At 64.2% G+C, this 24,838-nt stretch carries 27 protein-coding genes; 20 read left to right on the top strand and 7 right to left on the bottom strand.

Annotated features, from left to right (window positions below; genetic code table 11):
- Positions 1 to 164: 164 nt before the first annotated feature.
- From rnr to P1P91_RS05345, 11 genes are all read left to right on the top strand, one after another.
- Complete coding sequence (gene rnr, locus P1P91_RS05295; protein ID WP_311885027.1) at positions 165 to 2,486, top strand: ribonuclease R; 2,322 nt, start codon at positions 165 to 167, stop codon at positions 2,484 to 2,486.
- Positions 2,483 to 3,277 (top strand): 23S rRNA (guanosine(2251)-2'-O)-methyltransferase RlmB, encoded by a 795-nt coding sequence (rlmB, locus tag P1P91_RS05300; protein ID WP_311885028.1) that lies wholly within the window; start codon positions 2,483 to 2,485, stop codon positions 3,275 to 3,277. The genes rnr and rlmB overlap by 4 nt, the downstream gene beginning before the upstream one ends.
- A gap of 152 nt (positions 3,278 to 3,429) precedes the next feature.
- A complete protein-coding gene (rpsF, locus tag P1P91_RS05305) occupies positions 3,430 to 3,813 on the top strand; it encodes a 30S ribosomal protein S6 (protein ID WP_311885030.1) in 384 nt (127 codons plus the stop codon).
- Between the two features lie 76 nt (positions 3,814 to 3,889).
- Positions 3,890 to 4,117, top strand: coding sequence for a 30S ribosomal protein S18 (gene rpsR, locus P1P91_RS05310; RefSeq protein ID WP_179928855.1), 228 nt, complete (start codon positions 3,890 to 3,892; stop codon positions 4,115 to 4,117).
- A 12-nt stretch (positions 4,118 to 4,129) separates the two neighbouring features.
- Complete coding sequence (locus P1P91_RS05315; protein ID WP_311885033.1) at positions 4,130 to 4,981, top strand: hypothetical protein; 852 nt, start codon at positions 4,130 to 4,132, stop codon at positions 4,979 to 4,981.
- 28 nt (positions 4,982 to 5,009) lie between these two features.
- Positions 5,010 to 5,456, top strand: a complete 447-nt coding sequence (gene rplI, locus P1P91_RS05320) for a 50S ribosomal protein L9 (RefSeq protein WP_311885035.1) — start codon at positions 5,010 to 5,012, stop codon at positions 5,454 to 5,456.
- A gap of 158 nt (positions 5,457 to 5,614) precedes the next feature.
- Positions 5,615 to 7,015 (top strand): replicative DNA helicase, encoded by a 1,401-nt coding sequence (gene dnaB, locus P1P91_RS05325; protein ID WP_311885036.1) that lies wholly within the window; start codon positions 5,615 to 5,617, stop codon positions 7,013 to 7,015.
- A 104-nt stretch (positions 7,016 to 7,119) separates the two neighbouring features.
- Positions 7,120 to 7,407, top strand: coding sequence for a hypothetical protein (locus P1P91_RS05330; protein ID WP_311885037.1), 288 nt, complete (start codon positions 7,120 to 7,122; stop codon positions 7,405 to 7,407).
- Positions 7,408 to 7,576: 169 nt separating this feature from the next.
- The gene (locus P1P91_RS05335; protein ID WP_311885039.1) at positions 7,577 to 7,879 is read left to right on the top strand and encodes a DUF6482 family protein; all 303 of its coding nucleotides are present in this window, start codon (positions 7,577 to 7,579) and stop codon (positions 7,877 to 7,879) included.
- Positions 7,880 to 8,010: 131 nt separating this feature from the next.
- On the top strand, positions 8,011 to 9,102 hold the full coding sequence (hemH, locus tag P1P91_RS05340) for a ferrochelatase (protein WP_311885041.1): 1,092 nt from the start codon (positions 8,011 to 8,013) through the stop codon (positions 9,100 to 9,102).
- Between the two features lie 103 nt (positions 9,103 to 9,205).
- Complete coding sequence (locus P1P91_RS05345; protein WP_311885043.1) at positions 9,206 to 10,492, top strand: lytic murein transglycosylase; 1,287 nt, start codon at positions 9,206 to 9,208, stop codon at positions 10,490 to 10,492.
- Positions 10,493 to 10,574: 82 nt separating this feature from the next.
- On the opposite strand, the gene P1P91_RS05350 is transcribed toward P1P91_RS05345, so the two are convergent.
- On the bottom strand, positions 10,575 to 10,715 hold the full coding sequence (locus tag P1P91_RS05350; protein ID WP_311884200.1) for a hypothetical protein: 141 nt from the start codon (positions 10,713 to 10,715) through the stop codon (positions 10,575 to 10,577).
- A gap of 71 nt (positions 10,716 to 10,786) precedes the next feature.
- On the opposite strand from P1P91_RS05350, the gene iscB (P1P91_RS05355) reads away from it, so the two are divergent.
- Together iscB (P1P91_RS05355) and rloA3 are read left to right on the top strand one after the other, a co-directional pair.
- Positions 10,787 to 12,154 carry an RNA-guided endonuclease IscB gene (iscB, locus tag P1P91_RS05355; protein WP_311885045.1) on the top strand — a complete coding sequence of 456 codons (1,368 nt, stop codon included), beginning with the start codon at positions 10,787 to 10,789 and terminating at the stop codon, positions 12,152 to 12,154.
- A 153-nt stretch (positions 12,155 to 12,307) separates the two neighbouring features.
- The gene (rloA3, locus tag P1P91_RS05360) at positions 12,308 to 12,862 is read left to right on the top strand and encodes a retropepsin-like aspartic peptidase RloA3 (RefSeq protein ID WP_311885046.1); all 555 of its coding nucleotides are present in this window, start codon (positions 12,308 to 12,310) and stop codon (positions 12,860 to 12,862) included.
- Here the strand turns inward: rloA3 and P1P91_RS05365 are convergent.
- The 4 genes from P1P91_RS05365 to P1P91_RS05380 all read right to left on the bottom strand — a co-directional run bounded on the left by P1P91_RS05365 (position 12,859) and on the right by P1P91_RS05380 (position 15,876).
- Positions 12,859 to 13,809 carry an IS481 family transposase gene (locus tag P1P91_RS05365; RefSeq protein WP_311885047.1) on the bottom strand — a complete coding sequence of 317 codons (951 nt, stop codon included), beginning with the start codon at positions 13,807 to 13,809 and terminating at the stop codon, positions 12,859 to 12,861. The genes rloA3 and P1P91_RS05365 overlap by 4 nt on opposite strands.
- Before the next feature lie 102 nt (positions 13,810 to 13,911).
- Positions 13,912 to 14,661, bottom strand: a complete 750-nt coding sequence (locus tag P1P91_RS05370; RefSeq protein ID WP_311885048.1) for an IS5 family transposase — start codon at positions 14,659 to 14,661, stop codon at positions 13,912 to 13,914.
- Between the two features lie 117 nt (positions 14,662 to 14,778).
- Positions 14,779 to 15,492: a 16S rRNA (uracil(1498)-N(3))-methyltransferase gene (locus tag P1P91_RS05375; RefSeq protein ID WP_311885050.1), complete on the bottom strand. Its 714-nt coding sequence runs from the start codon at positions 15,490 to 15,492 to the stop codon at positions 14,779 to 14,781.
- Between the two features lie 243 nt (positions 15,493 to 15,735).
- Positions 15,736 to 15,876, bottom strand: coding sequence for a hypothetical protein (locus P1P91_RS05380; protein ID WP_311883962.1), 141 nt, complete (start codon positions 15,874 to 15,876; stop codon positions 15,736 to 15,738).
- A gap of 71 nt (positions 15,877 to 15,947) precedes the next feature.
- On the opposite strand from P1P91_RS05380, the gene iscB (P1P91_RS05385) reads away from it, so the two are divergent.
- The 7 genes from iscB (P1P91_RS05385) to tnpC all read left to right on the top strand — a co-directional run bounded on the left by iscB (P1P91_RS05385) (position 15,948) and on the right by tnpC (position 22,464).
- On the top strand, positions 15,948 to 17,315 hold the full coding sequence (iscB, locus tag P1P91_RS05385; protein WP_311885052.1) for an RNA-guided endonuclease IscB: 1,368 nt from the start codon (positions 15,948 to 15,950) through the stop codon (positions 17,313 to 17,315).
- 70 nt (positions 17,316 to 17,385) lie between these two features.
- On the top strand, positions 17,386 to 18,696 hold the full coding sequence (gene purD, locus P1P91_RS05390) for a phosphoribosylamine--glycine ligase (protein ID WP_311885054.1): 1,311 nt from the start codon (positions 17,386 to 17,388) through the stop codon (positions 18,694 to 18,696).
- Positions 18,696 to 19,568, top strand: coding sequence for a phosphoribulokinase (locus P1P91_RS05395; RefSeq protein ID WP_311885056.1), 873 nt, complete (start codon positions 18,696 to 18,698; stop codon positions 19,566 to 19,568). Before purD ends, P1P91_RS05395 begins: the two co-directional genes overlap by 1 nt.
- 96 nt (positions 19,569 to 19,664) lie before the next feature.
- Positions 19,665 to 20,006 (top strand): histidine triad nucleotide-binding protein, encoded by a 342-nt coding sequence (locus tag P1P91_RS05400; RefSeq protein WP_311885057.1) that lies wholly within the window; start codon positions 19,665 to 19,667, stop codon positions 20,004 to 20,006.
- Positions 20,007 to 20,257: 251 nt separating this feature from the next.
- A complete protein-coding gene (locus tag P1P91_RS05405) occupies positions 20,258 to 20,467 on the top strand; it encodes a hypothetical protein (protein ID WP_311885058.1) in 210 nt (69 codons plus the stop codon).
- A complete protein-coding gene (tnpB, locus tag P1P91_RS05410; RefSeq protein WP_311885060.1) occupies positions 20,464 to 20,820 on the top strand; it encodes an IS66 family insertion sequence element accessory protein TnpB in 357 nt (118 codons plus the stop codon). The genes P1P91_RS05405 and tnpB overlap by 4 nt, the downstream gene beginning before the upstream one ends.
- Positions 20,821 to 20,862: 42 nt before the next feature.
- Positions 20,863 to 22,464 carry an IS66 family transposase gene (gene tnpC / locus P1P91_RS05415; protein WP_311885062.1) on the top strand — a complete coding sequence of 534 codons (1,602 nt, stop codon included), beginning with the start codon at positions 20,863 to 20,865 and terminating at the stop codon, positions 22,462 to 22,464.
- 116 nt (positions 22,465 to 22,580) lie between these two features.
- Here the strand turns inward: tnpC and ettA are convergent, their stop codons facing one another.
- Positions 22,581 to 24,242 carry an energy-dependent translational throttle protein EttA gene (gene ettA, locus P1P91_RS05420; protein ID WP_311885063.1) on the bottom strand — a complete coding sequence of 554 codons (1,662 nt, stop codon included), beginning with the start codon at positions 24,240 to 24,242 and terminating at the stop codon, positions 22,581 to 22,583.
- Positions 24,243 to 24,394: 152 nt separating this feature from the next.
- Entirely contained in the window at positions 24,395 to 24,829 is a 435-nt protein-coding gene (locus P1P91_RS05425) for a PAS domain S-box protein (RefSeq protein ID WP_311885065.1), read from the bottom strand.
- Positions 24,830 to 24,838 lie beyond the last annotated feature (9 nt).

A 24,838-nucleotide genomic window follows, 5' to 3' on the forward strand; every position in this document is an offset into this window, starting at 1 on the left:
CAGCGCTATACTGCCCGCATGATGAAAAGAACACTGTCCATGAAAATATCCGAAAGAATGCTTTCTTTCGCCAGCGCCCCGGGCGCTGACCATCGCGGCTCGCCGCGCTCTGCGCCTGCCAGGCTTCACTGCCTTCCATGCACGCCCTCAAGGATGCTTACCGCATGAAAGAATGGACGTTAAGTGATGACGCGCACGCCAAGCGCGAAGCGCACAAGTATCCCAACCCGGCGCCCAGCCGCGAATATCTGCTGGCAGCCCTTGAAGCCTACGGCAAGCCCATCACCCATGAGAACATGAGCCGCATGCTCGGTCTGGATGATGAAGAGCTTCAGGAAGCCGTGCGCCGCCGGCTGGCGGCCATGGAGCGCGACGGCCAGGTGCTGCGCAACCGCGGCGGAGCCTATGCGCTGATCGACAAGCTTGACCTGATCAAGGGCAAGATCATCGGCCACCGCGAAGGCTTCGGGTTTCTGCTGCGCGACGACGGCAAGAAGCCCGACCTGGTGCTCCAGCCCCGGCAGATGCGCCGCGTCTTCCACGGCGACTACGTGCTGGTACGCATCAGCGGGCGCGACCGCCGCGGGCGCGACGAGGCCACGATCGTCGAGGTGCTGGCGCGCAACACCCAGAGTCTGGTGGGCATTTATCGCCGCAACACCCCCGAGTTCGGCGTGCTGATCCCGGAAAATCCGCGTATCACCCAGGAAGTCATCGTGCCGCACAGCGCCTGCGCCGGCGCCCAGGACGGGCAGGTGGTCTCGGTCAACATCACTCAGCAGCCCGAGACTCGGGTGCAGCCGGTAGGCGAGGTGGCCGAAGTGCTGGGCGAGCGCATGGATCCCGGGATGGAAATCGACATTGCCATCCGCAGCTACGAGATTCCCGCCGAGTTTCCGCCCGAGGTGCTCGACCAGATCGCCACAATTCCCGCCGAGGTCGAGGAAGACGACAAGCGTCATCGCATCGACCTGCGCGACGTGCCGCTGGTCACGATCGATGACGAGACCGCCAAGGACTTCGACGACGCCGTCTGCGCCTGGCAGACCGAGGCCGGGGCATGGAAGCTGCTGGTCGCGATTGCCGACGTCTCGCACTACGTGCGTCCGGGAACGCCGCTGGACGCCGAAGGTCGCCGGCGCGGCAACTCGGTCTACTTCCCCGGGCAGGTGGTGCCCATGCTGCCGGAGCTCTTGTCCAACGGGCTCTGTTCGCTGAACCCGAAGGTCGACCGCCTGGTGCTGGTCTGCGAGATGAACATCACCGCCGCGGGAGAAGTGGGGGGGTATCGCTTTTACGAAGCGGTAATGAACTCCCACGCCCGGCTGACCTATAACAAGGTAGCGGCGATCCTCGACAAAAACAGCGACGACGGCGAGGCCCTGCGCGAGGAGTACGCCGACCTGGTCAAGCCCCTGGAGCAGCTGCACGCGCTGTATCGCGTGCTGCGCGAGGCCCGGGAGGCTCGCGGCGCCATCGAGTTCGATACTACCGAAACCGAGATTGTGTTCAACGACGAACGCAAGATCGAAAAGATCGTGCCGCGCAGCCGCAACGATGCCCACAAGATGATCGAGGAGTGCATGCTGGCGGCCAACGTCGCCACCGCGCGCTTTCTCGACACCCACGATCTGCCGGGGCTTTACCGCATTCACGAGAAGCCCTCGGCCGAGCGGCTGGAGAAGCTGCGCCTGTTTCTTAACGAGCTGGGGCTGACCCTGCCCAACGGCGACGATCCGACGCCTCAGGACTTTCAGGCGCTGCGGGAAAGCATCGCCGACCGGCCCGACGCCGACGTCATCCAGACGGTGATGCTGCGCTCGATGAATCAGGCGGCCTATTCTCCCCAGAACGAAGGCCACTTCGGGCTGGCCTACGAGGCCTACGCCCACTTTACCTCGCCGATTCGCCGCTATCCTGACCTGCTGGTGCACCGCGCCATCCGTTCGGTCATTCGCGGGCCGCGCAAGACCGCTACCGTGCTGCGCGCCGAGGGCGCGCCGGTGGAACCGCCGAGCCAGTGGTGCCCCTATACGTTCGAGCAGATGCTCGAATTCGGCGAACACTGCTCGATGACCGAGCGCCGCGCCGACGACGCCACCCGGGACGTGGAAAGCTGGCTCAAGTGCGAGTTCATGTCCGACAAGCTGGGGGAAACCTTCGACGGCAGCGTGGCGGCGGTGACCCAGTTTGGCCTCTTCATTCGTCTGGACGCGTTCTTTGTCGAGGGGCTTTTGCATATCAGCTTGCTGCCCTCGGACTATTACCATTACGAGGCCGAGAAGCACCGCCTCAAGGGCGAGCATACCGGCACCACCTATCGGCTGGGCGACAGCGTCACCGTGCAGGTAGCGCGGGTCGACATGGACGAGCGCAAGATCGACTTCAACCTCGCCGACGAGCGCCCGCCGCGGCCCCGGCGCCCTTCGCGCCGTCGCCGTAGCGGCTCGGACGGAGCGTCGAGCAAGCAGGAAGGTTCGGCGTGAGCGCGAAGTCGTCCGCCCCGCGGCCCCCGAAAGGGCTGGATCACGTCTTCGGCGTCCACGCGCTCGAAAGCCTGCTTGCGCGCGGCGAGGCGCCCCGGGAGCTGTGGGTTCAGCAGGGCGCGGGCAAGCGTCTGCAGGCGCTGATCCGTCGAGCCACTGATAGCGGAGCGACGGTGAAGGAGCATCCCCGAGAGACGCTCGACCAGCTCACTCGAGGGGGCGCCCACCAGGGCGTGGTGGCGTTCTGCCCGCCGCTGGTGGCGGAAAACGAATCCTCGCTCAAGCTCAAGCTCAAGGCCTGGCCCGGCGATGCGCCGCCGCTACTGCTGGTGCTCGACGGCGTCACCGACGTGCACAACTTCGGCGCTTGCCTGCGAAGCGCCGACGCCGCCGGCGCCCACGGCGTGATTGTGCCCAAAGACCGCGCTGCACCGCTTAACGCTACGGTGCGCAAGGTGGCCTGCGGCGCGGCGGAAAGCGTACCGGTCTATCAGGTCACCAACCTGGCGCGTACGCTTGGCGCCCTGCGAGACGCCGGCGTGTGGATTACCGGCACCGCCGGCGAGGCCGACGCCAGCGTCTACGATATCGACTTCAGCGGCCCGATAGCGCTGGTCATGGGCGCCGAGGGCAAGGGCATGCGCCGGCTCACCCGGGAGGCCTGCGACTATCTGGCCAAACTGCCCATGGCCGGGCAGGTCTCGAGCCTCAACGTCTCCGTGGCCACCGGCATTTGCCTGTTCGAGGCGCTGCGCCAGCGCCGGCTTGCAAGTCAAGCCTCGCTTCCCTAGAATGCCTGCGCCCGCTTTTTACCGGCGGGCATTTTATCAGTTCTGCTTGATGCCCGGCAGCGCCCCGCGCGTGCCCGGCGCATTCTAGTATGACTCCTTGCTTCCTTGAGGCTTCGCGCCCAATGGAAGCTGCCAAACCGCAAGGAGATTCCATGCGTCATTATGAAATCGTGTTCATGGCCCACCCGGACCAGAGCGAGCAGGTGCCGGCCATGGTCGAGCGCTACACCGGCATCGTCACCGAAAATAGCGGCACCGTGCATCGCCTGGAAGACTGGGGCCGTCGCCACCTGGCGTACCCGATCAACAAGATCCACAAGGCTCACTACGTGCTGATGAACGTCGAGTGTGAGAGCGAAACGATCGAAGAGCTGGAAAATATCTTCCGTTTCAACGACGCCATCATTCGCAGCCTGGTCATGCGCTGCAACGAAGCCATTACCGAAGCGTCGCCGATGATGAAGCCGGTGGAAGAGAAGCGCCAGCGTCGTGACGACAAGCCGCGTGACGACAAGCCGCGCAGCGAATCCGCGTAACGAATCTGCGTAACACCGCCACGGCTGCTCGACGCGGCCAGCGCCTTACCCCTGCACGCACTCAAGGAGCTATTCCATGGCACGTTTTTTCCGTCGCCGCAAGTTCTGCCGCTTTACCGCTGAAGGCGTCAAGCAGATCGACTACAAGGATCTGGACACGCTGAAGGCTTACATCACCGAGACCGGCAAGATCGTACCCAGCCGCATTACCGGTACCAAGGCGCGCTATCAGCGCCAGCTCGCCGGCGCCGTCAAGCGGGCGCGCTACCTGGCCCTTTTGCCCTATACCGATAGCCACCAGTAAGCCGTCGACGCCATGCTGGCCTTTGCCCGTTGGCTGATGCAGCGCCCGAGCTACGCCGCCGGCGCGGCCGTGCTGGCCTCGTTGGTGCCCTGGCTTTTCTGGCTCGGCGCCGCGATTGCCGCGCTGGTGACGTTGCGCAAGGGGTTTGCCGCCGCGCTGCCGGTGATTCTGGCCGCGGCCATCCCGGCGGGCTGGTGGTGGACCCAGGGCGACGTAGTGCCGCTCTCGAGCATCCTGCTGGCAACGCTGATGAGCGTGGTTTTGCGCGAGCGGATGCGCTGGAGCGAGGCGCTGATCGTCGGCACGCTGGCCTGCGCCGCCATGGTTCAGCTGGGCATTTTCAGCCCGCCCGGCGGCAGCGACGCCATGCTGGAACAGCTGCGCCAGAACTCTGCCGAGTTCGATCGGCTGGTCACCGAGCTTGGCCGTACGGGGTACGACACTTCGCTGCTGGCCGACCTGGTCATCAACGGCGTCACCGGGCTGGTGGTGATACTGCTGGCGGTTGCCTGTCTGGCGCTGGCGCGCAGCTGGCAGGCGGGGCTTTATAACCCCGGCGGCTTTCGCCAGGAGTTTCACGCCCTGCGCCTGACTCCCCGGGAGCTTGCCCTGCTGGTTGGGCTCGGCGCCGTCAGCATGCTGTTCGATATCGCCGGCTTTGCGCTGGTGGGCTGGGTACCGCTGCTGATTGCCGGCGTGGCGCTGGTACACGGTATTATTGGATTAAAGGAGATGAACGGGCTGTGGCTCGGCGCATTTTACCTGCTGCTGATTACCACCTGGCCCATGATTCTCATTGTGCTGCTGTCAGGGCTGATTGATTCGTTCGCCAACGTTCGCGCACGCCTTGCCCGCAGCAACTGACAGTAGCAACTGACAAGAGGTTTACGAGATGGAAGTCATTCTGCTCGACAATATTGGCAAGCTGGGCGGCCTGGGAGATCAGGTCACCGTCAAGCCCGGCTATGGACGCAACTACTTGATCCCTTACGGTCATGCCGTACCGGCCACCAAGGACAACATCGCTGCCTTTGAAGCCCAGCGCGCCGAGCTCGAAGCCCAGGCCGCCGAGCGCCTGAGAGAAGCCGAAGCGCGCGCCGAGCAGCTCAACGATATCGAGCTGTCGCTGGTCTCCAAGGCCGGTGTGGAAGGCAAGCTGTTCGGCTCGATCGGGCCGCGCGACCTGGCCGACGCGATCTCCTCTGCGGGCATCGACGTGTCCAGAAGCGAAGTGCGCATGCCCGAAGGGCCGCTGCGTCAGACCGGCGAATACGACATCACCCTGCACCTGCACGCCGAAGTCGACGCCGTGGTGCGCATTGTGGTGGTGGGGGAGTGATCCCTTGACCGCATAAGCACCGCCGCGCTCCTGCGAGCGCAACAGCGGCGCCTGGCATGACGCTGCAAGGGCGCGGGGAACTCCCCGCGCCCTTTGTGTTCCCGGCTCCCGGCCGGATGCCGTATCCTCTCGTTGATCGTAATGCCAAGGAGCTTCCCATGCCGGACGCCACCCATGAGGCGCTGCCCGTGGATCAGGAAACCGCGGCGCTGAAGCTGCCGCCCCATTCCCTGGAGGCCGAGCAGTCGGTGCTCGGCGGGCTGATGCTCGACAATCCGGCCTGGGATCATGTCGCCGATCACCTGGCGGCGGATGACTTCTACCGCTACGAGCACCGCCTGATCTTCAACGTCATGGCGCACCTGGCCGACGCCGGTCAGCCCCTGGACGTGGTCACGCTCTCCGAGGCCCTGGAAGCTCGGGACCAGCTGAGCGCCGTGGGCGGGCTCGGGTTTCTTGCCGAGCTGGCGCGCAACACGCCCTCGGCCAGCAATATCCGCGCCTATGCCGAGATCGTGCGCGAGCGGGCCACGCTGCGCAAGCTGATCCGCGCGGCCAATCAGATTGCCGACAGCGCCTTTGCCTCCCAGGGCCGCCCGGCGGATGAGCTGCTCAACGAAGCCGAGCGCCTGGTGTTCCAGATCGCCGAGGAGCGCCCCAAGGCCGGCGGCCCCATCGGCATGAGCGATCTTTTGACCAAGGCCGTCGATCGCATCGACGAGCTTTTTAATCTCAAGGGCGAGATGACCGGGCTGCCCACGGGCTTTCGCGATTTCGACGAAATGACCACCGGGCTGCAGCCCTCGGATCTGGTGATCATCGCCGGAAGGCCCTCCATGGGCAAGACCGCCATGGCCATGAACATGGTCGAGCACGCGGTCATTTCCAGCGACAGGCCGGTGATGGTGTTTTCCATGGAGATGCCCGCGGAATCGCTGATGCTGCGCATGCTCTCCTCGCTTGGGCGGATCGACCAGACCCGGGTGCGCACCGGCCAGCTGGAAGACGAGGACTGGCCGCGGCTGACCTCGGCGGTGAATATCCTCAAGGACAAGCAGCTGTTCATCGACGATACCGCGGCGCTGTCGCCCAACGAGATGCGCTCGCGGATTCGCCGGGTGGTGCGCGAGCACGGCAACATGGCGCTGATCATGATCGACTATCTGCAGCTGATGCAGATCCCCGGGTTTGCCGAAAACCGCACCGGCGAGATTTCGGAGATTTCGCGTTCGCTGAAGGGACTGGCCAAGGAGTTCGGCTGCCCGGTGGTGGCGCTTTCCCAGCTCAACCGCTCGCTGGAGCAGCGGCCCAACAAGCGCCCGGTGATGTCGGACCTGCGTGAATCCGGCGCCATCGAGCAGGATGCCGACGTCATCGCCTTTGTCTATCGGGACGAGGTCTACAATCCCGACAACCCCGACAACCAGGGGCTGGCCGAGCTGGTGATCGGCAAGCAGCGTAACGGCCCGATCGGCACCGTCCACATGGCGTTCATCGGCAAGTACACGCGCTTTGAGGACCTGGCGCCGGACAGCTACGGCGAAGCCTTCGGCGAGTGAGCGCCCGGCCCGGACGCTTGAGACTCGCCGGCCGGCACGTATAATGCCCGGCCCGTTGACGACGGCGCCGGTATTTAATCCATACATCATCAAGAGGAAGCACCATGGCAGGTGGTTTTCGCCGCGGTAAACGCACGCCCAAGCTGGAAGCTCGGGGAGAGCTTCAGGCCGTGGAGCGCGAAGGGCCGTTCCAGGAATGGCTGGGCATGCCCGATCTGTATCGCTATACGCTGACGGTAGACGGCGAGGAATACAGCTACCAGACCGAAGACGCGGAGCTTCCCGTGGCCATTGGCGATCGGGTGGTATTTCGCTACAAGGAAACCAAAGCCGGCAAGTGGGTGGATCGAAACTCGCTGGGCAAGGCCATCGACCCGTCCGAATATCAGTAGCCCGGACGTCGCTGAACGCCGTTCGGGAACTTCGCGGCATTTTGACCGTCGCAACAATAATATACCGGTGTCATGGCCGGTCAGCCGGGCGCTACCCTGTAGCGCCCGGCAGTGTCATGACCCGGCGTCGCTTTTTGCTGACAAGCGTGTAATCCACAGGAGGGAGCTTATGGAACTGAAAGAGCTCAGGCAGTTTGCCAGCCAGCACGACAATTTCGATATCCGCGTGATTACCCATACGGGCAGCCAGCTCTACCAGGTCGAACTCGAGGACGTGGAAGGGCGCCGTCACCTGCTGATGCAGGGCAACAAACCCATGCTGTTTCGGGCCCTCGACGAGGTCTATGCCGAGCTCAGACGCGCCGGCATTCGCCGCGCCTGTCTGATCCAGTATATTCCCCACGCCGAGCTGGTCGGCCACGATGCCTTTCACCACAGTCCGGCGGCGGAGCGCCTGCCGCTGACCTTTTAGCGGCGCCTGGGGGTTTCCGAGGTTTGCCAATAGTTATACATCATTAAATCAAGGCACAAGTTTGTGCCGCACTCTGCGGGAAAAATGCTATCATTCGTGCTCATGACTTCGCCGGATTCAGGAGAGACGCCATGAGTACCACGATAGCCAAGGATCAGCCGGGTGAAGGCCGCCTTGAGCATGCCCAGAGTGACCATCCTCCCATTGCCCGGGCGAAAGTCGGCGTGGTGCTGGTTAACCTCGGCACTCCGGACAATACCGACTACGGATCCATGCGCCGGTACCTGAGCGAATTCCTGTCCGACCAGCGCGTGGTGGACTACGCCCGCTGGAAGTGGCAGCCGATCCTGCAGCTGATCGTGCTCACGCGCCGGCCGTTTCTGTCGGGCCAGGCCTATAAAAGCATCTGGAATACCGAGAAGGACGAAAGTCCGCTGCTCACCATTACCCGGGCGCAGACGGAAAAGTTCGCCGCGCAAATGCAGTCGCTTTACGGCGATGAAGTGGTCGTGGACTTCTGCATGCGCTACGGCAACCCCTCGACCGAAAGCGTGCTGACGCGGCTGATGGAAAACGGCTGCGAGCGCATCCTGTTCTTTCCGCTGTATCCGCAGTACGGCTCGCCGACCACGGCCACGGCCAACGATCAGGCCTTTCGGGCGCTGATGAAAATGAAATGGCAGCCGGCCATTCGCACCGTGCCTGCCTATTTCGAGCATCCGGGCTACCTGCGCGCGCTGGCCACCTCCGTGACCGATGTTTATGAGCCGCTGAGCGAGCGGCCGAGCAAGCTGGTGGCCAGCTACCACGGCGTGCCCGAGCGCTTTTTGCACGAGGGCGACCCCTACCATTGCCAGTGCCAGAAAACCACCCGTCTGCTGCGCGAAAAGCTGGGCTGGGAGAAGGGCAGTATCGACACGGCGTTTCAGTCCAAGTTCGGCCCGGAAAAATGGCTAGGGCCGGCGACGGTGGATCATGTGGCCGAGCTTGCCAGGCAGGGCCATAAGCATATTGCCGTGATTTCGCCGGCGTTTACCGCCGACTGCGTGGAGACCCTGGAAGAAATCGAGGATGAAATCCGCGAAAGCTTCATCGCCGCCGGCGGCGAGACCTTTACCTATATTCCCTGCTTGAACGACCGCGACGATCACATCGAAGCGCTGGTGGACATCGCCAACAATGAGCTTGGCGGCTGGGTATTGCCCGTGTCGAGCACGGCCTGACCGGCAGAGAGGCCGCGTTGAGAATGGCGATCTGCGGTCAGGGGTGGTGTTCGCCGCCGTTGTAAGGGATCATCGCTCCTTTGCCCGTTACGCGAGGAGCGCCATGTTGTCTTGTATCCAGGGATTGTCTAGTGCACGGCCGCTTGTCGTCAGACGCCGCTTTGTCCGGGCGTCGCTGCTGGGGCTTGTACTCGCCGCGGGGGCGGTGCAGGCCGACAGCGGGCTGATGAGCGAAGTCGACGCCCGCGCGGCTGACAAGGCTCCGATGGATGAGCGGCAGCGCGCCAGCTTTGAGCAGTGGCTGGCCGATTTTCGTCGCCATGCCGCCGCCGAGGGCATCAGCGAGCAGGCGCTGGCCCGGGCGTTTGACGGCGTGCGCTACCGGCCCAGCATCATCGAGCATGATCGCCACCAGCCGGAGTTTGTTCAGCCTATCTGGGAGTATCTGGATACCGCCGTTTCCAGCACCCGGGTGACCACCGGGCGCGACAAGCTGGCCGCCCACCGCGATACCGCCCGGGAAATGGAGCGTCGCTACGGCGTGCCCGCCGAAGTGATCGTGGCAATCTGGGGCATCGAGAGCAACTACGGCAGCCATTTCGGCGACTACTCCGCCCTGGACGCCTTTGCCACCCTAGCCTTTGACGGCCGCCGGCGCGACTTCGCCCGCCGAGAGCTGCTCGCCGCGCTCAGGATCGTCGACGCAGGCGATATCCCCGCCCGCGACATGGTGGGCTCCTGGGCCGGCGCCATGGGGCATACCCAGTTTATCCCCTCGAGCTTTCGCGCCTACGCCGTCGACGGCGACGGTGACGGCCGGCGCGATATCTGGCACAGCATTCCCGACGTCATGGCCTCCACGGCCAACTACCTCAAGCAGGCCGGCTGGCAGGCGGGGGAACCCTGGGGCGCCGAGGTTCGCCTGCCGGACGGCTTCGACTACGCTCAGACCGGGCGGAAAAGCACTGCAAAATGGCGCCGCCAGGGCATGCGCGCCGTTAGCGGCGCGCTGCCCGAATTCTCAAGCGCCGAGGTGATCGTCCCCGCCGGCGCCCAGGGGCCGGCGTTTCTTACCGGTCCCAACTTCCGCAGCATTCTGCGCTACAACAACGCCACCAGCTACGCGCTGGCCGTGGCCAAGCTCAGCGACGCCATCGCCGGGCGCGACGGCATCGTCCAGGGCTGGCCCCGGGAACAGGCGCCGCTGACTCGGGACGACGTGACCCGGCTTCAGCGGTCGCTCAACCGGCTGGGGTACGACGTCGGCGGTGCCGACGGCATCATGGGCCCCAACACCCGCAAAGGCCTGCGCGCTTTCCAGCGCGATCAGGGGCTGACAGCGGACGGCTTTGCGACCCAGGCGCTGCTCGCGCGGCTGGAAAACGCCTGACGCTGCCGTCAGCTACCTCTCCCTGAAGGGAGAGGCTTGTGAAAGCAAGCCCGGCTGACCAGGGAAAGCGGTAGTCAACCCGCTACGTTGGTAACAGGTCGCCAAGCCCCACCCCGCCGTGCTTCCTCAGCGGCGGGCTCTGGAAGGTCAGGATCATGCTGGCGCAAGGTAAAACGCCGAAGGTCTTGATCGCTGCCGTCAGGCAGGAGCCGGTTATCGACATTCCCGAGGGGAGACGGATCGAACGATCCGCGACACCAGGCCCGTAAGGGCATTAACACAGGAGAAAATCGCATGGCGGTTTTCGTATTGGACAAACAGAAACGGCCCCTGATGCCGTGCAGCGAGAAGCGCGCCCGGTTGTTGCGGGAACGCGGTCGCGCTGTGGTGCATAAGCGCTATCCGTTCACGATCCGGCTCAAGGATCGGGTGGAGGGTGACACCCAGCCGCTGCGACTCGGCATCGACCCCGGCAGCAAGACCACCGGGCTGGCGTTAGTGCGCGAGGATGCCGAGGATCGTCACGTGCTGTGCCTGTTCGATCTTGTCCATCGTGGCTTTCAGATTCGCAAGGCGCTGGAGCAGCGCCGAGCCTTTCGTCGCCGTCGTCGCCGTCAGAACCTGCGCTACCGGGCGCCACGCTTCAACAACCGCACCCGACCCAAGGGCTGGCTGGCTCCCAGCCTGCAGCACCGTGTCGATACCATCACGGCTTGGGTGAACCGGCTGACTCGTCTGGCGCCGGTCACTGCCATCAGTCAGGAGCTGGTGCGCTTCGATACGCAGAAGCTGGACAACCCGGAGATCAGCGGTGTCGAGTACCAGCAGGGCTCGCTGCTCGGCTACGAGGTGCGCGAATACCTGCTGGAAAAGTGGGGGCGCGAGTGCGCCTACTGTGGTGATACCGACACCCCACTGGACGTCGAGCATGTGGTACCTCGTGCTCACGGTGGCTCGCACCGCGTCAGTAACCTGACGCTGGCCTGCCACGCCTGCAACCAGGGCAAAGGCAACGGCACGCTGGACACTTTCTTCACCACCGACAAGGGGCTCAAGAAGCGACTCAAGGCTAACAACCTGTCGGCGGATGCTCGACAGGAGCGCGTGCAACGTGAGCTCAAGCGCCCGTTGCGGGATGCCAGCGCCGTCAACGCGACCCGTTGGGTGCTGTTCGGTGCTCTCAAGGCCACCGGTCTGCCGGTGACAGCAGGTAGCGGCGGGCGCACCAAGTACAACCGCCAGCGCCTCGGCATTCCCAAGACCCATGCCCTCGACGCCGCCTGCGTCGGTCCATTCGGCCGGCTGCATGGCGAAAGTCGCTCCACGCTGGCCATCAAGGGCACCGGGCGCGGCAGCTATCAACGCACCCGATTGACCCGGCACGGTTTCCCGCGTGGCTATCTGATGCGGCAGAAGCAGGTGCACGGTTTTCAGACCGGCGACATGGTGAAAGCCATCGTGCCCACCGGCAAGAAGGCCGGCATCCATACGGGCCGTGTCGCTGTGCGTAAAACAGGCAGCTTCACCATTCAGACCAAGCAGGGGGCGTTGCAAGGCATCTCGCACAAGCACTGCTTGCTGATCCAACGCGGTGATGGCTACGGCTACCGCCTCACCTCATCCATTCAACCAAAGGGAGGAGCGGGGCAGGTGGTGGCGTAACAGGTCGCCCTGCGGGCGACGCGCTATCCCTCCCGGCACTGAAAGTACCGGGTATCCCGCGCAAAATCTGATGATATGCGCAGAGTACCCGGCATTCGGGCCCAGTGGACACCAACGCCAATGGCAAGGCCAGTCGGCCAAGGAGAAGAGCGTATGACATCATCAGCAAAGCGTGTGGTCGCCGGCCTTGCCGCCGGCTGGCTGCTGAGCGCGGGCGCGGCCCTCGCCGACAACGCTACCCCGGTATTCGGCTGGGTGGAAAAGGCCGAGCTCAAGCCCTGGGACATCAAGGTCAAGGCCAAGCTCGACAGCGGCGCGCTGACGTCGTCCATCGACGCCCGAGACATTGAAACCTTTCAAAAGGATGACGAGGACTGGGTGCGCTTTCGCTTCGAGCTGGAGGACGAAGACAGCGGCGATACCGTTACCGAAGAGGTCGAACGTCCGCTTTATCGCACCCTGACCGTGCGCGGGGCCGGCGGCCGGGACGAGCGTCCGGTAGTGCTGCTCAACCTATGCGTGGGCGACACCGTCTATGAAGAGCAGTTCAGCCTGCGCGACCGCGGAGAGATGTTCTACCCGGTGCTGCTGGGGCGGCGCACCATCGGCCATCTGGGGCACCTGGACGTGAGCAAGACGTTTATCCATGACGCCGAGTGCGGAGAGAACGCCGAGTTCGTCGAGCACGAGCCGGAAGAGGACGACTAGGTGTGTAAACTCACCAGGTTGTTCACGGAAAGCCCCAACCGGCTAACCGGAGGGTGATAGTTCAGGCTGGCATGTGGCCGGTGCCAGTTGTACTGGTGAAGCCAGGCGGAAAGGTGTTTGCCTCGCTCCTCCGAGCTGCCATAAGACTGGGCATAGGCCCACTCGCGCAGGGCGGTTTGAATGAACCGTTCTGCCTTGCCATTGGTGCGGGGCGTATAGGGGCGAGTGCGCTTGTGCTTCAGCCCCACCCGCCGGCACAGGCGGTGAAACGCCCGGGACCGGTAGCAGGCGCCATTGTCGGTGAGCACCCGCGTGAAGCGAGTCCCCAAGTCTCGATAATACCGTATGGCCTCCAATAGCGCATAACAGGCGCTCCAGCCGGTTTCATCAGGGTAGCGGGTGCCGAAGGCCACCCGTGAGTGATCGTCGATGGCGATGTGGACATACTCCCACCCTGCGCCGCGCGTGGCCTGTTGGCGATCGCCGGTGACCCGATGCCCCGGGCGCGCGAAGCAGCCGAGCTTCTTGATATCCAGATGCAGGAGATCCCCGGGTGCGTCGTGCTCATAGCGATTGCTGGGCCTTGGCGGTGTCAGAGCCGCCAAGCGATTCAGCCCCTTGCGCTTGAGAATGCGCGCTACCGTGCTCTGGCCAACCCCCTGCGCCTGGGCAATCTGGCAATAGGTCTGGCGTCGCTGACGACGCTCGACGATCTGCTCCACCGTCGTTGCGTCGGTCGCCCAGGGACTTCGGGCAGGGCGTGACCGACGGTCCTGGAGACCCTCGAGTCCCTCCTCACGGAAACGACGCACCCATTTGTAGGCCGTTCTCACACTGACGCCCTGGGCTTGCGCGACCTCTCTGGGCCGCAACCCTTCATCGATGACGCGAGCGACCAGCAGGGCTCGACCGTGCGGAGTGAGTCGGGCATTCTTATGGGTGTTCATCCGGGCCTCCTGGAGGGATTGGTTGGTTTGCATCTCCAGTCTTCCGGGTTGGCTTCGGATGAACAACCTACCGAGAGATCACAACTAGGGCCTGTTGACGTTTCACATGGGCAGCCATAAAAAGCCGCACGCCAAGGCCACCATGCTCTCATAGTTTCGCTTGAGCTTATCGTATCGCGTCGCGATAGCGCGATACGGCTTCAATCGAGCAAAGGCGTTCTCAACCAAATGCCGGTAGCGATATAATCCCCTGTCCAGGTTGGCATTTCCCTTGTTCGAGTTGCGTTTGCGCGGAATCACGGCAGCCATGCCCTTGGCTTCGACCTGCTCACGGATACGCTCGCTGTCATAGCCCTTGTCAGCCACCAACGCATCACCCGCCGGCAAGTCGTCAATCAACGCCGGCGCTTCCCTGCTGTCATGCACCTCACCGCCCGTTATCCCGAAGGCAATCGGCAGCCCACAGGCACCAACGGTCAGATGAATCTTGCTGGTGTTGCCTCCACGACTTTTGCCAATGGCTTCGGCGTCTGCCGTGGCAGCCCCCGTGCTGTCCTGGTGTGCCTTGACGTAAGAGCCATCAATGAACAGCCACTCGACATCAGGATCTTCCACCAGAGAACTGAAAATCTTCATCAGCTTTCCACTCGCTGACCAGGCGTTGAAGCGCTTGTAGACCGTGTTCCAGAAGCCAAACGCCTCCGGTAGGTCCCGCCACGGGCAGCCGGTGCGCATCCGATAAAGGATGCCTTCCACCGTGGTACGCAAGTCGGCCTTGTCATAAATACCGTGTTGAAGCAGGATAGGCTTCAGCTTCGACCAGTGTTCATCCGTGAGCATTTGGCGGGGCATGGCAAGCTTGCAGTTTGTTGGCGTAGGAACCTTTATTCTGCGAGCTTGCCCCTATCCTGCCAATACCCCTGCCATGAAACGTCAACAGGCCCTAGCTCCGGTGCTTGCCGTCCAGCACTAGAACAGGCGCGCCAGCAGGGCGGTGACGGCGGTTTCCACCCGCAGAATGCGCGGGCCCAGGTGCATGCCTTCGCAGCCGGCGGCCAGCAGCCGCTCGATTTCCCAGTCGATGAAGCCGCCCTCCGGTCCCACTGCCAGCAGCGTGGGCCGGGTCACGTTGCGCGGGCAGGCCATGGCCATGCCCGGGTGGGCCACCAGCCCGCGGCGGTGCGTCAGCAGATCGGGCAGCACATCTTCGGCAAAGGGGCGAAAGCCGCGCCGCAGCGTGACCTCGGGCATCACCGTATCCCGAGCCTGTTCGAGGCCCAGCACCAGATGTCGGCGGATTCTGTCGGCCTCGAGCTCCGGCGACTGCCAGTAGCTTTTCTCCACGCGCCGAGTGTGCAGCAGAGAGATTTTTTTCACCCCGAGCGCCGTGACATGTTCGAGGGTGCGCGCCAGCATGCGCGGGCGCGGCAGGGCCAGCACCAGGTGCACCGGCAGCGCTGGCGGCGGGGCTTCCTCCAGCGGCGCCAGGGCAAAACTGGCCCGGTCGGCGTCGAGCGCGGTGAGCTCGGCCCTGCCCATGGCGCCGTTGGCAATGCCCACGGTCAGGCGTTGGCCGGGGGTGGCCCGGTGCACCTCGCGCAGGTGGCGCAGGCGTCGCGGGTCGCGGATCGTGGCGCCACCGTCGGCGGTGATATCGTCGGGGCTGAGTAAAATCAGGTTCATGGCGTATCTGGCTGGTGGCGTATGGGGAGCGGCGGCAGCTTGGCGGGCACGGGCAGGCGGCAAAACGGTCGGCGCGACCCGCCCGGCCGGGCCCCAAGCTGTGGCATAATACGCCCGAGCAGCGCACATGGCGAACGCGTAATGGCTGAACGACGCAAAAGGGACAGCGTCAGCTACCTCTCCCTGAAGGGAGAGGCTTGTGAAAGCAAGCCCGGCTGACCAGGGAAAGCGGTAGTCAACCCGCTACGTTGGTAACAGGTCGCCAAGACCCACCCCGCCGTGCTTCCTCAGCGGCGGGCTCTGGAAGGTCAGGATCATGCTGGCGCAAGGTAAAACGCCGAAGGTCTTGATCGCTGCCGCCAGGCAGGAGCCGGTTATCGACATTCCCGAGGGGAGACGGATCGAATGATCCGCGACACCAGGCCCGTAAGGGCATTAATACAGGAGAAAATCGCATGGCGGTTTTCGTATTGGACAAACAGAAACGGCCCCTGATGCCGTGCAGCGAGAAGCGCGCCCGGTTGTTGCGGGAACGCGGTCGCGCTGTGGTGCATAAGCGCTATCCGTTCACGATCCGGCTCAAGGATCGGGTGGAGGGTGACACCCAGCCGCTGCGACTCGGCATCGACCCCGGCAGCAAGACCACCGGGCTGGCGTTAGTGCGCGAGGATGCCGAGGATCGTCACCTGCTGTGCCTGATCGAGCTTGTCCATCGTGGCTTTCAGATTCGCAAGGCGCTGGAGCAGCGCCGAGCCTTTCGTCGCCGTCGTCGCCGTCAGAACCTGCGCTACCGGGCGCCACGCTTCAACAACCGCACCCGACCCAAGGGCTGGCTGGCTCCCAGCCTGCAGCACCGTGTCGATACCATCACGGCTTGGGTGAACCGGCTGACTCGTCTGGCGCCGGTCACTGCCATCAGTCAGGAGCTGGTGCGCTTCGATACGCAGAAGCTGGACAACCCGGAGATCAGCGGTGTCGAGTACCAGCAGGGCTCGCTGCTCGGCTACGAGGTGCGCGAATACCTGCTGGAAAAGTGGGGGCGCGAGTGCGCCTACTGTGGTGATACCGACACCCCACTGGACGTCGAGCATGTGGTACCTCGTGCTCACGGTGGCTCGCACCGCGTCAGTAACCTGACGCTGGCCTGCCACGCCTGCAACCAGGGCAAGGGCAACGGCACGCTGGACACTTTCTTCACCACCGACAAGGGGCTCAAGAAGCGACTCAAGGCTAACAACCTGTCGGCGGATGCTCGACAGGAGCGCGTGCAACGTGAGCTCAAGCGCCCGTTGCGGGATGCCAGCGCCGTCAACGCGACCCGTTGGGTGCTGTTCGGTGCTCTCAAGGCCACCGGTCTGCCGGTGACAGCAGGTAGCGGCGGGCGCACCAAGTACAACCGCCAGCGCCTCGGCATTCCCAAGACCCACGCCCTCGACGCCGCCTGCGTCGGCCCAATGGACGCCCTGCACCATTGGCAGGTGCCGACGCTGACGATCAAGGCCACCGGGCGCGGCAGCTATCAACGCACCCGATTGACCCGGCACGGTTTCCCGCGTGGCTATCTGGTGCGGCAGAAGCAGGTGCACGGTTTTCAGACCGGCGACATGGTGAAAGCCATCGTGCCCACCGGCAAGAAGGCCGGCATCCATACGGGCCGTGTCGCTGTGCGTAAAACAGGCAGCTTCACCATTCAGACCGAGCAGGGGGCGGTGCAAGGCATCTCGCACAAGCACTGCTTGCTGATCCAACGCGGTGATGGCTACGGCTACCGCCTCACCTCATCCATTCAACCAAAGGGAGGAGCGGGGCAGATGGTGGCGTAACAGGTCGCCCTGCGGGCGACGCGCTATCCCTCCCGGCACTGAAAGTACCGGGTATCCCGCGCAAAATCTGATGAAAGTATTACTAATAGGCGGCGGCGGCCGCGAACACGCGCTGGCGTGGAAAATGGCCCAGTCTCCCAAGGTCGAGCAGGTGCTGGTGGCGCCGGGCAACGCCGGCACTGCCGGCGAGCCCGGGCTTGTCAACGTCGACGTGGCCGCCACCGACATTGACGCTTTGGTAGCGCTGGCCGAAAAAGAGCGGGTGGGGCTGACCGTGGTCGGGCCCGAAGCGCCGCTGGTGGCAGGCGTGGTGGACCGCTTTCGGGCCGCCGGCCTGACGATTTTCGGGCCCACCCGGGCAGCCGCTCAGCTGGAAGGCTCCAAGGCGTTCTCCAAGGATTTTCTTGCTCGTCACGACATCCCCTCGGCGGCCTACGAGACCTTTACCGAGGTCGCCCCGGCGCTGGACTACGTGAGCAAGATCGGCGCGCCCATTGTCGTCAAGGCCGACGGCCTGGCGGCGGGCAAGGGCGTGGTGGTCGCGGCGACCGAGAGCGAAGCCGAAGCGGCCATTCGCGACATGCTGGAAGCTGACGCCTACGGCGCTGCCGGCGCCCGAGTGGTGGTCGAGGAGTTTCTCGAAGGCGAGGAGGCCAGCTATATCGTGCTGGTCGACGGCGAGAACGTCGTGCCCATGGCCACCAGCCAGGATCACAAGCGCGCCTTTGATGGAGACACCGGCCCCAATACCGGCGGCATGGGCGCCTACTCGCCGGCCCCGGTGGTGACGCCGGAGGTAGAGGCGCGCATCATGGCCCGCGTTATCGAACCCACGGTGCGCGGCATGGCAAACGAAGGGATGCCCTACACCGGCTTTCTCTACGCCGGGCTGATGATCGACGCCGCGGGCAACCCGAGCGTGATCGAGTACAACTGCCGTTTCGGCGACCCGGAAACCCAGCCGATCATGCTGCGCCTGACCTCGGACCTTGCCGAGCTGTGCCTGGCCGGCGCTCGTGGCGAACTTGCCGGCCACGAATGTCGCTGGGACAGCCGGACAGCGGTGGGCGTGGTCATGGCCGCCGGCGGCTACCCCGGCAGCTATGAAAAGGGTCACGCGATTACCGGTATCGACGCTGCCGAGGAAAGCGGCTGCAAGGTGTTTCATGCCGGCACCGCGGCCGCCGCCGACGGCAGCACGGCGACCGCCGGCGGGCGTGTCCTCTGCGTGACCGCGCTGGGCGACGGCGTGCTTGAGGCCCGGGAGGCGGTCTATCGGGGCGTGGACTGCGTGCGCTGGGAAGGCGCGGAATATCGCCGCGACATTGCCCACCGCGCCCTCGCGCGGGAAGCCACCCGGGCCAAGGCGCGGGGTAGCTGATGTCGCGCGAATATCCCATTATTGCCGTGACCGGCTCCTCCGGGGCCGGCACCACCACGGTCCGGCGCAGCTTCGAGCGCATGTTTCAGCGGGAGGACGTCCACGCCGCCATGGTCGACGGCGACGCCTTTCACCGCTATACCCGCGACGACCTGCACCGCATGTACTCCGCCGAGCCCGAGCGCTACGAAAAGCTGTCCCACTTTTCGCCGGAGGCCAACCTTCTGGATCGCCTCGAGGCGCTGTTCATGGAATACGGCGAGCACGGCAGCGGCGAATATCGCCACTATATCCACGCCGAGGACAAGCAGAAGATCGAGGCGGGCTACCGGGTCGGAACCTTCACCGAGTGGCGGCCGCTGCCCAGCGGCACCGACCTTTTGTTTTACGAAGGGCTGCACGGCGGGCTGGTCACCGAGGAGTACGACATTGCCCGGCACGTGGATCTGCTGATCGGCGTGGCGCCGGCGATGAACCTGGAGTGGATACAAAAAATCGACCGCGACACGCGGATGCGCGGCTACTCCCAGGAAGCGGTGATCGACACCATCCTCGGTCGCATGGGCGACTACGTGCGCTGCATTCAGCCGCAGTTCACCCGCACGCATATCAATCTGCATCGCGTGCCGGTGGTGGATACCTCGAACCCCTTTGAGGTGCAGGATATTCCCACCGACGGCGAGTCGTTCATCGTCATCCGCTTTCGCGACCATTCCCGGGTGGATTTTCCCTGGTTGCTGGCGATGATCAAAGACTCGTTCATGACCCGGCCGCATACCCTGGTGGTCCCCGGGGCGCGGCTGGCGCTGGCCATGGAGCTGATTCTGGGGCCGCTTCTGCGCCAGCTGCTGGCCGAGCGGCGCTTTTACTAGCCGGGGGGCGATGGCAACGGCCGGGCAAAAACGCTACCGTAAACGCAGCCGTGCGCGGCAGGCCCGCGCCACTGTTGAATGCAAGGAGGGGTGCTGATGGAATGTTTGTTCTGCAAGATGATCGAGCGGGAAGTCCCCGCCGACATCGTCTATGAAGATGAGCACGTGCTGGCGTTCAACGACATCAACCCGCAGGCGCCGACCCATGTGCTGATCATCCCCAAGAAGCATATCGCCACGCTCAACGACCTGAACGAAAGCGATCTGGAAACCGTCGGCCGCCTGCAGTACGTCGCGGCGAAGCTGGCCAAGCAAAACGGCTTTGCCGAGGACGGCTACCGGGTCGTGATGAACTGCAACAAGGATGGCGGCCAGACGGTCTATCACATCCACATGCACCTGCTTGGCGGTCGCGAGTTCACCTGGCCGGCGGGATAAATACAGGTGGCGTATGGAATTGCTGGAGGGCCGGAGGGTTCTTGTGGGAGGGCGATGCAGGCTTGCCGGCTGTCCGGCGGCTATACGTCGCGCGGCGAAGCCGCCCTCCCACAGTTGCCCTGGCGGGCCTTGTGGGAGGCCGGTTTACCGGGCGATGCAGGCCAAAGGCCGTAAACGGTCCACAAACCCCATCTTCTGCCGCTGAATGAGGTTCGTCAGACTGGTACCACCCGATCACAAGGAGGACCACCATGACCGACCTGACCTCGACACAGGCCTTCTGGCTGGGCCATCTGTTCCATGCCTCCTCTCGGCAACTACCGCTGAGCGAGTACGCCGAGCAGCAAGGGCTGGAGCTGGCATCACTGCTGGCATGGGAGAAGCGCCTGGTGGTGCAGGATGTGCCTGTGCCGCCGCGGCATCGGCCGCAGCGCTTCGTCGCCGTGGAGGTAGCGCCATGATTCGGCCAGATACCGGACTGCGAGTCTATCTGTGCCGCGAGCCGGTCGACATGCGCAAGCAGATCGACGGGCTGGCCCTGCTGGTTCAGGAGGCCATGGAGCTCAACCCCTTCGAGGAGGCGGTGTTCGTGTTTGGCAACCGCCAGCGCGACAAGGTGAAGCTGCTGTTCTGGGAGCGTAACGGCTTCGTGGTCTGGTACAAGCGCCTGGAGCGCGAGCGCTTCAAGTGGCCGGACCGTCTGGAGGGCGACACGGTCACCCTGTCGGGCCAGGAGCTGAACTGGCTCCTGGATGGCTATGACCTCAGCGCCATGCGTCCCCATAAGGCGTTGGATTGTCAGTCAGTTGGCTGATTGTCTGCTGCTTCCATCGGCGCCGTTTGGTAAAATAGCGTCATGACTTCATCGGCCTCGACACCTTCCGCCAGCGTCTCCCAGCTGCAGCGCCAAGTACGTGCTCAGCAGGAAGAGATTGCGCGTCTTCATCAGCTGATGGAGAAGAAAGAAGCCGAGTGGGAGGCTGCCAAGGCGGCGTTGTTCGAGCAGTTCCGCCTGGCCGTCGAGCGTCAGTTCGGCCCCTCCACCGAAAAATACCGTGTCGCGCAGGGCGACCTGCTCATCAACGAGGCCGAAGCGGCGGTCGATGAAGAGGACGCCGCCGACCAGGAGATCGTAGCCAACGACGACGTAGACGCGTCAACAGAGCCGTGTCAGCCGGCCAAGCGCCGCAGCCGTGGCGGCCGAGTGGCTTTGCCGCCCGAGCTGCCTCGCGTCGAGGTCGTCCATGAGCTCCCCAAGGAGGCTCGGCATTGCCACGATGACGGCACCGAGCTCAAGGAGATCGGCAAAGAGATCAGCGAGGAGCTGCATGTGGTGCCGGCGCGGGTCGAGGTGGTCCGCCATGTGCGTATCAAGTACGGCTGCCCGGCCTGCGAAGAGGGTGTGCAAACGGCCCCGGCGCCGGCCAAGTTGCTGCCCAAGAGCAATGCCAGCCCGACGCTGCTCGCCTATGTGGCCACCGCCAAGTACCAGGATGCCTTGCCGCTCTACCGGCAGAGTCAGATCTTTGCCCGCCACGGCGCCGAGATTCCACGCAACACCCTGGCCCGTTGGATGGTGCAAACCGGCGAGCGAATGACACCGCTGATCGAGGCGCTACGCCGACACCTGCTGCAAGCCCCGCTGATCCACATGGACGAGACCACACTTCAGGTCAACACGGAACCCGACCGGCCGGCGAGTTCAACGTCCTATATGTGGCTACAGCGCGGTGGCCCACCTGGCCAACAGGTGGTGCTGTTCGACTATGACGCCAGCCGCGCCGGTCGGGTGCCCGTACGCCTGCTGGGTGACTATGCCGGTCGCCTGGTCACCGATGGCTACGAGGGCTATGCCGAGGTGGTGCGCAAGAACAGCATCACCCATGCTGGTTGCTGGGCGCACGCCCGTCGCAAGTTCGTCGAGGCGCAGAAGGTGCAGCCCAAGGGCAAGACCGGCAAGGCCGACTGGGCCCTCAATCAGATTCGCAAGCTCTATGGCGTGGAAAAGCAGGCCAAGGGCCTGGCACCCGAAGCGCTCCAGGCGCTGCGCGAGCAGAAGAGCCGCCCGCTGATCAACCAGCTACGCACCTGGCTCGACAAGTCGCTGACCCAGGTGCTGCCGAAGAGCGCACTGGGCAGAGCATTGCACTACCTGGATGGCCAATGGCAGCGCCTGACCCGCTTCCTCGATGACGGGCTGATCCCGCTCGACAACAACGCCGCGGAAAATGCCATCCGCCCCTTCGTCGTCGGCCGCAAGAACTGGCTCTTCAGCCACACACCGAGCGGTGCCCAGGCCAGCGCCGCCATTTACAGCCTGATCGAGACGGCCAAGGCCAATGGCCTCTCGCCCTACGAATACCTGCAGTTCGTGTTCGAGACCCTGCCAACACTCGGCGAGAACGACGACCTCAACACGCTGCTCCCCTGGCGCTGGAAAGAAACGCTACCGGTCTAAATCACGCCGCACAAGGTGGGGTTGGTGGACCGTTTACCAAAGGCCTGCCGATGACGGCAACGAAAGAGACAAAAAAGGCGCCCTCGGGCGCCTTTTTTTGATCGCGGACTTCGCCGTCAGGCGTCGATGCGCTTGTACTTCATGCGCTTGGGCGTGTCGTTGCCCACACGCTTTTTGTGGTCTTCTTCGTACTCGGTGTAGTTGCCGGCGAAGAACTCCACGTGGGAATCGCCTTCAAACGCCAGGATATGGGTGGCGATGCGGTCGAGAAACCAGCGGTCGTGGGAGATCACCATGGCGCAGCCGGGGAAGGCCAGAAGCGCCTCTTCCAGGGCGCGCAGGGTTTCGATATCCAGGTCGTTGGAGGGCTCGTCAAGCAGCAGCACGTTGGCGCCCTGCTTGAGCGTCTGGGCCAGCTGCAGCCGGCCGCGCTCGCCGCCGGAAAGCTCGTCCAGGCGCTTTTGCTGGTCGTTGCCCTTGAAGTTGAAACGGCCCACGTAGGCCCGGGAGGGCACCTCGTAGCCGTTGATGTTGAGAATGTCCTGACCGTCGGACACCGCTTCCCACACCGTCTGCTTGTTTTCCATGTCGTCGCGCAGCTGCTCGACGTAGGCGATGTCCACGGTCTCGCCGAGCACCACCTCGCCGGCGTCGGGCTGCTCCTTGTCGGTAATCAGCTTGAACAGCGTCGACTTGCCCGCGCCGTTGCCGCCGACGATGCCGACAATGGCGCCGGGGGGGATGGAAAAGCTCAGGTCTTCGTAGAGCAGCTTGTCGTCGAAGCTCTTGGCGACGTTGTGAAACTCGATGACCTTGTCGCCCAGGCGCGGGCCGGGCGGAATGTAGATCTCGTTGGTTTCGTTGCGTTTCTGGAATTCGCCGGACTGCATCTCCTCGAAGCGATTCAGGCGCGCCTTGCTCTTGGCCTGGCGGCCCTTGACGTTGGAGCGCACCCACTCGAGCTCCTGCTTGATGGCTTTCTGGCGCGAGGCCTCCTGTTTGGATTCCTGAGCCAGGCGGGCCTCCTTCTGCTCCAGCCACTGGGAGTAGTTGCCCTCGAAGGGGATACCTTCGCCGCGGTCGAGCTCGAGAATCCAGCCGGCGACGTTGTCGAGGAAATAGCGGTCGTGGGTGATGGCGACCACGGTGCCGCTGTAGTCGTGAAGAAAGCGCTCGAGCCAGGCCACGGACTCGGCGTCCAGGTGGTTGGTGGGCTCGTCGAGCAGCAGCATGTCGGGGCTGGAAAGCAGCAGACGGCACAGCGCCACCCGGCGGCGCTCGCCGCCGGACAGATTGCCGACGATGGCCTCCCAGGGCGGCAGGCGCAGCGCCTCGGCGGCGACTTCCAGCTTGCGCTCGATGTTGTGCGCGTCGGCGGCTTCGATGACGTCTTCCAGCCGCGCCTGCTCGGCGGCCAGGGCGTCGAAATCGGCATCGGGCTCGGCGTAGGCCATGTACACGGCGTCCAGGTCCGCCTGGGCCTGCTTGATGGCGCCCAGAGCCTCCTCTACCGTCTCGCGGACGTTCTTGTCGTCGTCGAGCTCGGGCTCCTGGGGGAGGTAGCCGATGTTCAGGCCCGGCATCGGGCGGGCTTCCCCTTCAAACTCCGTGTCGACACCGGCCATGATGCGCAGCAGCGTAGACTTGCCCGCACCGTTCAGGCCCAGCACGCCGATTTTGGCGCCGGGGAAAAACGACAGCGAGATGTCCTTGAGGATTTGCTTTTTGGGCGGCACGATCTTGCCGACCCGGTTCATGGTGTAGACGTATTGCGCCATGGATATCCGATCAGTTGGTAAACGAAAGCGGTAGCTGCGCCCGGATGGCTCGCCGGGAAGGGCGCGCCGGGCAGCTCTGGGCCGCGCGGGCAAAGCCAGATTGGGCCACGATGATAGTGCCGAGCGCGGGGAAAGGCCAGCGCTGCCGGCGGCTATCCGGTGGCGTTGGCCCGTTTCAGCGCGTCAAGCTCCTGCTGAGCTTTTACGCGCTCGGTCACGTCCTTCTGCACGCCGATGTAGTACATCAGGTTGTCGGCCTCGTCGAACACCGGGGTGATCGACAGCTCGTTGTAGAACAGGGTGCCGTCCTTGCGGTAGTTGCGCAGCACTTCCCGGGAAGGCTGACCCTGCTTCAGAGCCCGACGAATGGCGCCGAGCGCCTCCTGGTCGCGATCGTCGCCCTGGAGAAAGCGGCAGTCGCGATAGAGGATCTCATCCGCGCCGTAGCCGGTCAGGCGCTCAAAGCCCTTGTTGACGTAAATCAGGATGTGCTCATCGCCTTCCTGCTCGGCAACCACGATGCCGTCTTCCGAGGCGTCGACAATGCGCTCCAGCAGCGCCGGGCTGATCAAGGGAGATCGTGTCATGGTGATGTC

The sequence above is a fragment of the Halomonas piscis genome (genome assembly GCF_031886125.1).
GTDB lineage: Bacteria > Pseudomonadota > Gammaproteobacteria > Pseudomonadales > Halomonadaceae > Vreelandella > Vreelandella piscis.